Consider the following 11651-nt stretch of genomic DNA (forward strand, 5'->3'; position numbering starts at 1 on the left):
CATCTCTAAGCCTGTTGACCCAAAAGTGGACTAAGCAGATCCACTCTAAATCATCTGCAAATCTTATTATACGAGGAAAAACATCATGGGAAAAATTATCGGTATTGATTTAGGTACAACCAACAGCTGTGTGGCGGTGATGGAGGGCGGCGACGCCGTCGTCATCGCCAACGCCGAGGGCAACCGCACCACCCCTTCCGTCGTGGCCTTCTCCAAGGACGGCGAGCGCATGGTGGGTCAGGTGGCTAAGCGCCAGGCCATCACCAACCCCGACCGGACCATCAGTTCCATCAAGCGCGAGATGGGTTCGGACTACAAGGTCACCATAGACAGCAAGAAGTACACCCCCCAGGAAATTTCCGCGATGATCCTGCAAAAGCTGAAGGCGGACGCCGAGGCCTATCTGGGCCAGAGCGTCAACGAGGCGGTGATTACCGTTCCCGCCTACTTCACCGACGCCCAGCGCCAGGCCACCAAGGACGCCGGCAAGATCGCCGGTCTGGAGGTCAAGCGCATCATCAACGAGCCCACCGCCGCCGCCCTGGCCTACGGCGTGGACAAGGAGCAGTCCCAGAAGATCATGGTCTACGACCTGGGCGGCGGCACCTTCGATGTGTCTGTGCTGGACATCGACGCCGACACCCGCACCATCGAGGTGCTGGCTACCGCCGGCAACAACCGGCTGGGCGGCGACGACTTTGACAAGTGCGTCATGGACTGGATGGCCGCCGAGTTCAAGAAGGACTCCGGCATCGACCTCACCGGCGACAAGGTGGCTATGCAGCGGCTGAAGGAGGCCGCCGAGAAGGCCAAGATTGAGCTGTCCGGCGTCACCACCACCCCCATCAACCTGCCCTATATCACCGCCGACGCCACCGGCCCCAAGCACCTGGACCTGACCCTCTCCCGGGCCAAGTTCAACGAGCTGACCCACCACCTGGTGGAGGCCACCGCCGGCCCTGTGCGTCAGGCCATGTCCGACGCCGGCCTGTCCGGAAACGACATCCACAAGGTCCTGATGGTGGGCGGCTCCAGCCGCATCCCCGCCGTTCAGGACGAGGTGAAGAAGCTCACCGGCAAGGAGGGCTTCAAGGGCATCAACCCCGATGAGTGCGTAGCTATGGGCGCCGCCCTTCAGGGCAGCGTGCTCAGCGGCGACAGCTCCACCGACATCCTGCTGCTGGACGTCACCCCCCTGTCCCTGGGCATTGAGACCGCTGGCGGCGTGATGACCAAGATCATCGACCGCAACACCACCATCCCCGCCCACGGAAGCCAGGTGTTCACCACCTACTCCGACAACCAGACCTCCGTGGAGGTCAAGGTCCTCCAGGGCGAGCGGGAGATGGCCCAGTACAACAAACAGCTGGGCGTGTTCATGCTGGACGGCATCCTGCCCGCCCGCCGGGGCGATCCCAAGATCGAGGTGGCCTTCGACATCGACGCCAACGGCATCGTGAACGTCTCCGCCAAGGACCAGGGCACCGGCCGGGAGCAGCACATCACCATCACCTCCTCCACCAACATGAGCAAGGAGGACATCGACAAGGCCATGCGGGAGGCCGAGCAGTTTGCCGCCGAGGACAAGAAGGCCCGTGAGGCCGCCGACATCCGCAACAACGGCGACCAGACCGCCTACCAGGTGGAGAAAACCCTGAGCGAGGTGGGCGACAAGCTTCCCGCCGAGGATAAGGCCAAGGTTCAGGCGGCTCTGGATCACCTGAAGGAGACCCTGAAGGGGGCCGATATCAACGCCATCAAGGACGCCACCGAGAGCCTCAACAAGGAGTTTGCCGAGGTGGGCTCCAAGCTGTACAATCAGGCGGGCGGCCAGGCCGGCCCCGACATGGGCGGCGGCTTTGCCGGCGGACCTCAGCCCGGCGGCCAGGAGGGCGGCGACGGCGTGGTGGACGCCGACTACGAGGTCATCGACGACGACCAGAAATAAGAAGCGCGGAGCCGTCGTGAGCAGCACGGATGGACCGGAGTGAGGGATACAAACCAAGAAGGGCCGCAGGCCCGGATGTTTGTGTCCCGAGTCGGAGGGAAGCCGTGCGTTGCGAACAGGCGCAGCGTGACAGGAGGTAGAGCGGGATCTTATCCGTCCCGCTCACCTTCCATGTCAAGAGGTGATAACATATGGCGGATCAAAAACGAGATTATTACGAGGTCCTGGAACTGGGCAAGGGGGCCTCGGTGGAAGAGATCAAAAAGGCCTATCGCAGGCTGGCCAAGAAGTACCATCCGGACATGAACCCGGGCGACAAGACGGCTGAATCCAAGTTCAAGGAGGTCAACGAGGCCTACAGCATCCTGTCCGACCCGGAGAAGAAGGCCCGGTACGACCAGTTCGGTTTTTCCGGCGTGGACCCCAGCTACGGCGGAGGGGGCGCCGGCGGTATGGGCTTCGGGATGGGGGATATCGACCTGGGCGATATCTTCGGCTCCTTTTTCGGCGGGGGCTTTGGAGGCTTTGGCGGGGGCGGCTCCCGGCGCAGCGGCCCCCAGAAGGGGGAGAGCCTGCGGGTCAACCTGTCCCTCACCTTCGAGGAGGCGGCCTTCGGCTGCACCAAGGAGATCGAGCTCAGCCGCACTGAGTCCTGCGAGGAGTGCCAGGGCTCAGGCTGCGCGCCAGGCACCAATCCCGAGACCTGCTCCGACTGCGGCGGCCGGGGCACAGTCCGGGTCCAGCAGCGCATGGGGGGCATGGCCTTTTCCAGCACCGCCCCCTGCTCCAAGTGCCGGGGGACGGGCAGAATTATCCACACCCCCTGCAAGAAGTGCGGCGGGGCGGGGAGCGTGAAGAAAAAGCAGCGGGTGCCGGTGACCATCCCGGCGGGCATCGACGACGGTCAGGCCGTCTCCATGCGGGGCCAGGGCAACGCCGGCAGCAACGGCGGCCCCGCCGGCGATCTGCTGGTGCGGGTCCAGATCAAGCCCGACCCCAGGTTCCGGCGGGACGGCACTGCGGTGCTCTATGAGTGTCCCATCAGCTTCTACCAGGCGGCCATGGGCGCCCAGCTGGAGATTCCCACCATTGATGGCAAGGTGAAATACGACCTGCCCGCTGGAACCCAGACGGGTACTACCTTCCGGCTGAGGGGCAAGGGCATCCCCGAGCTGCGCGGCGGCCGCCGGGGTGACCAGTATGTCACAGTCAAGGTCCAGGTGCCCACCTCGCTGAACGCTGAGCAGAGGGAGGCCCTCAACGCTTTTGGCGCGGCCATGGGGGAGACCGTCCAGGAGGGCGGCCTGAAGGGATTTTTTGACAAGAAGAAAAAAAAGAAGTGAGAAAAGCAAACAGCGCCTGGACTGTTGTCAGCCGTCCGGTCAGGCAGGGCTGCGTTTGCCCGAAGGCCTTGACGTGTCAAGGCCTTCGGGCTTTTCTGTTTGTCTGTGGGCTGTAGGCCCGTAATACCGGCAGGAGGACAAAATCCGTGTTCAGGGGCGGTTGAAGAAATTCTCCTTCTGGGCTATACTATAGGACAGTGGATTTGACTGAGAAGAAGGGGAGAGAGCTATGTCCGGGCGGGGGAACTATTTGTCTGTCTCACTGCTGAAGCGGCGGGGATGGACTCCGGAGCTGATGCGTGAGCTGCTGCCAAAGCCGCGCTATTTTATGAAGGGCGGGCATCCGGCCCGTGTCTGGGCCAGGGAGGATGTGCTGGAGGCGGAGGAGAACCCCCGGTTCAAAAACCGAAAGCGGGAGCCGGCTCAGAGTCAGTCCAAGGGGCCCACGCCGGGGACGAAAAAGGCCCTGGGCCTCCTGAGCCGGGCCTGGGACGGGGCAGGAAACGACGGCTCCCCGGCCTGGCGGCTTGCGGAGCACTACCACCGGGCCGTTGTCAGCCGGCTGCCCGCTGTGTCCAAGAGCCAGATGCTGCGGGCGTCTCAGGCCACGGCCTGGATCAATGAGTTTCTGGCGCTGGAGCAGCGGTGTGAAAGCAGGCAACTGCCCGGCGTTTTGAAGAACTTCCTCCGGGCGGGGCCCTGGATGGGGGAGTACGACAGCCACCCCCTGGTGGCCGAGGTCTGCGCCCGCTACACCGCCACCCTGCTGGCCGCCGCAAGGCAGGCGGCATCCGATTTCACAGAGGCCCAGCCCGAGGCCGATCTGATGGGGATGCTCCAGGCCAAGGGGTTTCCGCTGAAAATGCTGCTCAGCGAGGGGCTGGCCACGGTGTGGTCGGTGTGGTATGTCCCCCAGGCCATCCGCACCAGCCTCAGCCTGCTCATCGCCCTGAACCCCAAGGACGAGTACCCTGAGGCCCGCAGCCTGCACCGGAAGTTCATCCTCCACCTGGGGGGCACCAACACGGGAAAGACCTACGCCGGCTTTCAGCGGCTGAAGCGGGCCAGAACCGGGGTCTATCTGGCCCCCCTGCGCCTGCTGGCCCTGGAGGCCCAGGAGACCCTGCTCAGCGCCGGGGTGGACTGCTCCCTGTCCACTGGGGAGGAGGAGGACCTGCGGGAGGGGGATACCCACATAGCCGCCACCGCCGAAAAGCTGAACCTGAAGGAGCACTATGAGGCGGCTGTGATCGACGAGTGCCAGATGATCGCCGACCCCCAGCGGGGCTATGCCTGGACCCGGGCCATTCTGGGGGTGCTGGCTCCGGAGGTCCACCTGTGCGCGGCCCCTGAGGCCAAGGACCTGCTGATCCGCCTGATTGACAGCTGCGGCGACAGCTGGGAGGTGGAGGTCCATGAGCGGACCACCCCCCTGATCTGCATGGGCCACACGGTGGATTACCAGCGGGTCCAGCCGGGGGACGCCCTGATTACCTTCTCTAAGGTGGGGGTGCTCAGTGTGGCGGAGGACCTGCGCCAGAGCGGCAAGGAGCCGGCCATCATTTACGGCGCCCTGCCCTACGCCACCCGCCGCAAGCAGATGGAGGGCTTCCTGGAAGGGAAAATGGAGTATATTGTCTCCACCGACGCCATCGGCATGGGGCTGAACCTGCCCATCCGGCGGGTCATCTTCATGGAGACGGAGAAGTTCGACGGGGTGGAGCGCCGGGAGCTGAAGCCGGAGGAGATCAAGCAGATCGCCGGCCGGGCGGGGCGGTTCGGGATGTATAACCGGGGGTTCGTGGGGGCCACCCAGAACCTGCCCCTCATCCGGGCAGGGCTGGAGGCGGTGGTCCCGCCCCTGGAATATGCCGTGGCGGGCTTCTCCGACCTGGTGCTTCAGGTGGACTTCGACCTGCTGGAGGTGCTGACCCAGTGGAACCAGATGCCCACCGTGGAGCCCTACCGGAAGCTGGACGTCTCCCGGTATATCACCATCATCTCCAAGCTGCGGGAGATGGGCTTTGTCCTCACCCGGGAGCAGGAGCTGCGGGCGGCCAACATCCCCTTTGACGAGACGGAAGACGCCCTGCGGGAGCTGTTTTTCCACCTCCTCCAGCGCTGGCAGCAGGGGGAGGCGGTGGAACAGCCCGGCCTGCCCGAGGAGGACGCCACCCTGCCCGAGCTGGAGCTGTACTACAAGAAGCTGGACCTCTACTTCTCCTTCGCCAAGGCCTTCTCCTGCCCGGTGGACGAGGACAAGCTCTATGACAGCCGGGAGCGGGTGGCCGACGAGATCAACGAGATTCTGCTCTACAAGCTGAGAAGCAACATCCGCTTCTGCGCCCGGTGCGGCAAGGCTCTGCCCCTGCACCACCGGGGCCGGCTGTGTGACGGCTGCTACCGGAAGGTGGATGGGGGCCGGCGGCGCGGGCACTGAAACGAGACAAAGAACCGGGGCAAGGGCGGGCGGCAGTCCACTTGCCCCGGTTTTTTCATGCGGAAGAATTTGTACAGTTCACGTATTGTTTTTCCTGAAAAAAGGAGTATCATTGTCTCATAAATAATGAGAGAAAAGCTGGCAGGGCGGGCTTCAAAGCGGCGGGGGAGGAGCCTGAGACTGCGAAGAAACAGGCGGTTCCGGCCGAAGGAGCCGCCGCGTGAGGAGAGAACAAGGTGGATTACGACAAGCTGCTGAACACTTCTGTAGAGCTGGGCTGCCGGCTGATGTCCAGCGGGGCAGAGATCTATCGGGTGGAGGAGTCTGTGCGCCGGCTGCTTCAGGCCTATGGACTGGACTCCCCGGAGGTGTTCGCCATTCCAAACTGTGTGATCGTCAGCGTCACCACACCGGAGGGGCACCCCATTACCCGGATGCGCCGGATTGCCGGCCACGGCACGGATATTGAGCTGCTGGAGCGGTGCAATGAGCTGTGCCGCCGGCTGTGCGTCCAGCGGCCGCCGGTGGAGGAGGCCCAGACGCTGGTGTCCGCCCTGGCAGACCACGCCCGGCAGTACGCCCCCTGGCAGGTGCTGTGCGGCTACGGGCTCGCCCCGGCCTTCTTCGCCCCCCTCTTTGGCGGCGGAGTGGGGGACACACTGGCCGCCCTGCTGGGCGGACTGGCGGTGGGGCTGTGCCTGCTGTACGGGAGCCGGCTCATCGGCTCCAACGGCTTCTTCCGGACGGCGGTATGCAGCGCCCTGGGCGCGCTGGTCTCCCTGGTGCTGGTGCGGTTCGGGCTGGGGCGGAGCCTGGACACGGTGACCATCAGCGTGCTGATGATACTGGTCCCGGGGGTGGCCCTGACCAACGCCATGCGGGAGATTATGGCCGGGGATATCATCTCCGGCCTGAGCCGGGCGGCCGAATCCATCCTGACGGCCTCGGCCATCGCCATCGGCTCGGCCATGGGGCTGGCGGCCGGCGGGATGCTTTGACGGGAGGGGAGAGAGAATGAGCGTCATCTGGTTTGACTATATGCTCCCCTGCCTGTGTGCCTTTTTGGCCTGTATCGGATTTACCTTTGTGTTTAATATCCACGGCACAGGCAAGATGATCTGCGGGGTGGGAGGCTCCCTGGGCTGGCTGGTCTATCTGGCGGCGGGGAGCTCTGTCCTGGCCGCCTTTCTGGCCTCAGCGGCCATTGGGCTGTATGCCGAAATAATGGCCCGTCTGCGCCGCTGCCCGGTGACCAGCTACCTGCTGGTGGCCCTGCTGCCCCTGGTGCCTGGAGGCGGCATCTACTACGCCATGAGCTACTGCGTCGCCGGGGATACGGAGCGCTTTCTCGAGACCCTGCTCCACACCTTCGGCGTGGCGGCGGCGCTGGCGGTGGGGGCAATGCTGACCTCTTCCCTGTTCCGGGCGGCCTACACCCACCTGTACCGGCGGAAAAACTCGAGCTGAGCCCTTGACACAGGCGGTACGGCGGCTATAATGAGATTTGGAAAAATATTCAGAAGATTGGCCTCAGAATTTTGTTCAGAGAAGGGATGTTTGATGAAGCAGAGTAAAAAAGGCATGATACTTTGGCTGCTGGTGGTTCTGACGCTTCTGGCCGGGGCTCTGTGGGTCGGCTCGGCCGGCCGGGCGGAGAGCGTGCAGGAGGCCATGCGGGACGCGGTGCTCCACGACCTGAACCGGATCAGCCTCTTCGGGCTGAAGGAGGTCAACCCCGGGCTGATCTCCGCCTTCCTGGTCACGGCGGTACTGCTGCTTGCGGCGGTTCTGCTCCGGGTGCTGGTCATTCCCCGGTTCCGGTATGTTCCCGGAAGGCTCCAGCTGGTGCTGGAGGAGGCGGTGGGGCTCTTTGACCAGATGGCCAAGACCAGCAGCCCCCATCGGAACGGCTTTGTGGGGGCCTACATCTTCGCCGCCGGGACCTTCATTTTTGTGAGCACGCTCTTTGAGCTTCTGGGCTTACAGGGGATTACGGTCCACGGTGGGCCGGTCACGCTGCCCGCGCCGCTGTCCGACGTCAATGCCGCCATCGCCCTGGGGACGCTGTCCTATCTGGTGATTCTTTCAGGAGGCATCGCGGCCAACGGGGTCAAGGGAGTGGGAAAAACATTGAAGGAGTTCTCCCTGCCCATCTCCATGAGCTTTCGGCTCTTCGGCGCGCTGCTCAGCGGCCTGCTGGTCACCGAGCTGGTGTATTACTATGTGAGCCTGAGCTTTGTCCTTCCGGTGGTGGTGGGGGTGCTGTTCACCCTGCTCCACGCCCTGATTCAGACCTATGTGCTCACTATGCTGGTGTCTATGTACTACGGTGAGGTATCTGAGCCGGCCGAGGGGAAAAAACGGGCAAAAAAAGCCAGTCCGCAGAAATAAACAGGGGGTATTTGTGATGAAAAGACGTTTCAAGCAGATTTTTGTTCTGGCCGGGGTGCTGGCTTTAGCGCTGGCCCTGGCTCTGCCCGCCCTCGCCGCTGAGGCGCCTGCCGGCGACGCCGGCGAGACGGCACAGGTCCAGACGGAGGACAACACCGTGGGCCTGAAGTCCATCGCGGTGGGCCTGGCCATCGGCATTGCCGCCGGCGGCGGCGCCATCGGTATGGGTCTGGCCACCGCCAAGTCGGCGGAGGGCATCTCCCGCCAGCCCGAGGCGGAGGGCAAGATCCGGACCATGATGATGCTGGGCCTGGTGTTCATTGAGACGGCCATCATCTACGCGCTGCTGGTGGTCATCTTAATTATCTTCGTGTTGTAAGGCAGGTGGGAAGTATGCCGCTGAATATCGACTGGCAGCAGATTCTGCTGCACTGGATGAATCTGGCAATCCTCACCGGCGGGCTGTATTTCCTGCTGTACAAGCCTGTGAAGCAGTTTATGGCCAAGCGGGAGGAGCATTACCGCCAGCTGGACCAGCAGTCCGCCCAGCGCCTGGAGCAGGCGGAGCAGGTCCGGATGCAGTATGAGGCCAGGCTGGCCGGGGTGGAGGAGGAGATCCATCAGGCCCGGACCAAGGCCCAGCAGGCCGCCCAGCGTTCCGCCGAGGAGGAGCTGGCCCAGGCCCAGGAGCAGGCCCGGCAGATCGTGGCAAAGGCCCGGGCGGAGGCTGAGCACAGCAAGGAGCGGGTCTTGAAGGAGTCTCAGCGGGAGCTGCGGAAGCTGGCCGCCGAGGCCACCCGGCGGCTGGCCCTCCAGGCCGACCCCTTCGACCAGTTTTTAGACCTTGCGGAGAGGGGAGACGGCCATGAGGAGTGACAGAGGCCGCCTGACCGCCCAGCTGCGCAGCGCCCGGGAACCCACTCAGGAGCAGCAGCGCCGGTTTGGGGAGTTCCTCACCCGGAAATACGGGCGGAAGGTTCCCCTGCACTGGGAGCGGGACGAGAGCCTGCGCTCCGGCTTCCAGCTCCAGGTGGGCTCCGACGTCTACGACTGGACCCTGGACGGCCGGGTCCGGCAGTTCCAGGACTACCTGCGCCAGCTCCAGCCCGGCGCCCAGGACCTGCTTCCTCTGATGCGGCAGGCGGTAGAGGACTGGACCCTGGCTGTGGTGCCGGAGGAGATCGGCTATGTGCTGACGGTGGACGGCGAGATTGCCACCGTGGACGGCCTGGACCACGCCCAGTACGGCGAGATTCTGATCTTTTCCGGCGGCGTGAAGGGGATGGTGCAGGACCTGCGCCGGAACGGCGTGAGCTGCGTCCTCTTTGGAAGCAGTGAGAGCATCAGCGCGGGCAGCATCGTCCGCCGCACCCTAAAGACCGCCGGGATGCCCGTGGGCCAGGACTTCCTGGGCCGGGTGGTGGATGCCCTGGGGGTGCCGGTGGACGGCAGGGGCCGCATCCAGGCAGAGAGCTACCGGCCCATTGAGAGTCCCGCTCCCGGCATCCTGGACCGCCAGCCGGTAAACGCCCCCATGGAGACCGGCCTGCTGGCGATTGACGCCATGTTCCCCATCGGCCGGGGCCAGCGGGAGCTAATCATCGGCGACCGGCAGACGGGCAAGACCGCCATCGCCCTGGATACCATCCTGAACCAGAAGGGGAAGGACGTGGTGTGCGTCTATGTGGCCATCGGCCAGAAAACCAGCTCGGTGGCCCAGCTGGTGGATAACCTGTCCCGCCGGGGGGCCATGGACTATACCTGCGTGATCAACGCCTCGGCGGGCAGCTCCGCCGCCCTGCAATATATCGCCCCCTACGCCGGCTGCGCCCTGGGGGAGTACTTTATGCACCAGGGCCGGGATGTGCTCATCGTCTATGACGACCTGAGCAAGCACGCCGTGGCCTACCGGGCGCTGTCCCTGCTGCTGGAGCGGTCTCCCGGCCGGGAGGCCTACCCCGGCGACGTGTTCTACCTCCACTCCCGGCTGCTGGAGCGGTCGGCCCACCTCAGCGACGAGCTGGGAGGGGGCAGCATGACCGCTCTGCCCATTGTGGAGACTCAGGCGGGGGACGTGTCCGCCTATATCCCCACCAACATCATCTCCATCACTGACGGACAAATCTTCCTGGAGAGCGACCTGTTCTTCTCCGGCCAGCGGCCCGCCGTCAACGTGGGCCTGTCGGTCTCCCGTGTGGGCGGCGATGCCCAGACCAAGGCCATGAAGTCGGCCGCCGGGGCCATCCGCCTGGACCTGGCCCAGTACCGGGAGATGGAGGTGTTCACCCAGTTCTCCAGCGACCTGGACGAGGCCACCAAGCGCCAGCTGGCCTATGGCCAGGGACTGATGCGCCTGCTGCGTCAGCCCCAGTACGCCCCCCTGTCCCAGCACCGGCAGGTGATTCTGCTGGTGTGCGCCATGGCCCATGTGATGCAGGACGTCCCCCTGGAGGGGATGGACGCCTTCCGGACAGCCCTGCTGGAGCACCTGGAGGAGGGGGCCCCGGAGCTCTGCCAGCGGATCGACCGCACGGGGAAGCTGTCCGACGAGGACCGGGGGGAGCTCACCGGCATGGCCCGGAAGTTCGCAGAGCAGTATCTGGCAGCTGAAAGGCGGGAGTGATCGGTATGGCCGGGACAAAAGAGATCAAAGCCCACATCGAGAGCGTCCGGGAGACGAAAAAAATCACCAATGCCATGTATCTCATCGCCTCCACCAAGCTGCGCCGGGCCCGGCAGGAGCTGGACAACACCCGCCCCTATTTCCAGGCCCTCCAGGGGGAGATCAAGCGCATTTTCCGCACGGTCAGCGATGTGGAGAGCCCCTATTTCTACCCTGTGGGGGACGACTCCCCCCTGAAGGGGACCTACGGCTGCCTGGTCATCACCGCCGATAAGGGACTGGCGGGGGCCTATAACCAGAATGCTATCCGCCAGGCCCAACAGCTGCTGAAGGAGCACCCGGACACCAAGCTGTTTGTGGTGGGGGAGTACGGCAGGCGCTTTTTCGATTCCCGGGGCATCCCCATTGAGCACAGCTTTCTCTATACCGCCCAGAACCCCACCATGGCCAGGGCCCGGGAAATCAGTGCCCTGTTGCTGGACCGCTTTCACCGGGGGGAGCTGCGGGAAATTTATGTGGTTTACACCGACATGGCCAACGCCATGACCTTTGAGGCCCGGACGGCCCGGGTGATGCCCTTTCACCGCAGCTTTTTCCTCACCGCCCCGGGGGAGCGGGCGGTGACTGAGCCCTTTGAGTTTGTCCCCGACGTGCAGGCGGTGCTGGACAGCATGATGCCCAGCTATGTGTCCGGCTTTATCTACAGCGCCCTCATCGACAGCTTCTGCTGCGAGCAGAACGCCCGGATGACAGCGATGGACAGCGCCAACCGGAACGCGGAGAACCTGCTGGGGGACCTGTCCCTGGAGTATAACCGGGTGCGCCAGGCGGCCATCACCCAGGAGATCACAGAGGTCTCCGCCGGGGCCAGAGCCCAGCGGCAGGCCCGTCAGAAGAAGGAGTGAC

General features: G+C 64.4%; 10 protein-coding genes. All 10 read left to right on the forward strand.

Annotated features, from left to right (window positions below; translation table 11 throughout):
- Nucleotides 1–85: 85 nt before the first annotated feature.
- The 10 genes from dnaK to atpG all read left to right on the forward strand — a co-directional run bounded on the left by dnaK (nt 86) and on the right by atpG (nt 11650).
- Nucleotides 86–1948 (forward strand): molecular chaperone DnaK, encoded by a 1863-nt coding sequence (gene dnaK / locus D1641_RS12235; RefSeq protein WP_160666085.1) that lies wholly within the window; start codon nt 86–88, stop codon nt 1946–1948.
- Nucleotides 1949–2139: 191 nt separating this feature from the next.
- Nucleotides 2140–3291, forward strand: a complete 1152-nt coding sequence (gene dnaJ, locus D1641_RS12240) for a molecular chaperone DnaJ (RefSeq protein ID WP_160666087.1) — start codon at nt 2140–2142, stop codon at nt 3289–3291.
- Between the two features lie 250 nt (nt 3292–3541).
- On the forward strand, nt 3542–5731 hold the full coding sequence (locus D1641_RS12245) for a helicase-related protein (RefSeq protein WP_160666107.1): 2190 nt from the start codon (nt 3542–3544) through the stop codon (nt 5729–5731).
- Between the two features lie 236 nt (nt 5732–5967).
- The gene (locus D1641_RS12250; RefSeq protein ID WP_347707431.1) at nt 5968–6729 is read left to right on the forward strand and encodes a threonine/serine exporter family protein; all 762 of its coding nucleotides are present in this window, start codon (nt 5968–5970) and stop codon (nt 6727–6729) included.
- Nucleotides 6730–6745: 16 nt separating this feature from the next.
- Nucleotides 6746–7198, forward strand: a complete 453-nt coding sequence (locus tag D1641_RS12255) for a threonine/serine exporter family protein (protein WP_160666109.1) — start codon at nt 6746–6748, stop codon at nt 7196–7198.
- Nucleotides 7199–7291: 93 nt separating this feature from the next.
- Nucleotides 7292–8122: a F0F1 ATP synthase subunit A gene (locus tag D1641_RS12260; protein WP_160666111.1), complete on the forward strand. Its 831-nt coding sequence runs from the start codon at nt 7292–7294 to the stop codon at nt 8120–8122.
- Between the two features lie 157 nt (nt 8123–8279).
- Nucleotides 8280–8501: an ATP synthase F0 subunit C gene (locus D1641_RS19875; RefSeq protein ID WP_347707432.1), complete on the forward strand. Its 222-nt coding sequence runs from the start codon at nt 8280–8282 to the stop codon at nt 8499–8501.
- Between the two features lie 14 nt (nt 8502–8515).
- The gene (locus D1641_RS12270; protein WP_160666115.1) at nt 8516–8998 is read left to right on the forward strand and encodes an ATP synthase F0 subunit B; all 483 of its coding nucleotides are present in this window, start codon (nt 8516–8518) and stop codon (nt 8996–8998) included.
- Nucleotides 8988–10745: a F0F1 ATP synthase subunit alpha gene (atpA, locus tag D1641_RS12275; RefSeq protein WP_160666117.1), complete on the forward strand. Its 1758-nt coding sequence runs from the start codon at nt 8988–8990 to the stop codon at nt 10743–10745. Before D1641_RS12270 ends, atpA begins: the two co-directional genes overlap by 11 nt.
- Before the next feature lie 5 nt (nt 10746–10750).
- A complete protein-coding gene (atpG, locus tag D1641_RS12280) occupies nt 10751–11650 on the forward strand; it encodes an ATP synthase F1 subunit gamma (RefSeq protein WP_160666119.1) in 900 nt (299 codons plus the stop codon).
- Nucleotide 11651: the final 1 nt, after the last annotated feature.

The organism is Colidextribacter sp. OB.20 (assembly GCF_009911595.1).
Classification (GTDB): Bacteria; Bacillota; Clostridia; order Oscillospirales; family Oscillospiraceae; genus Lawsonibacter.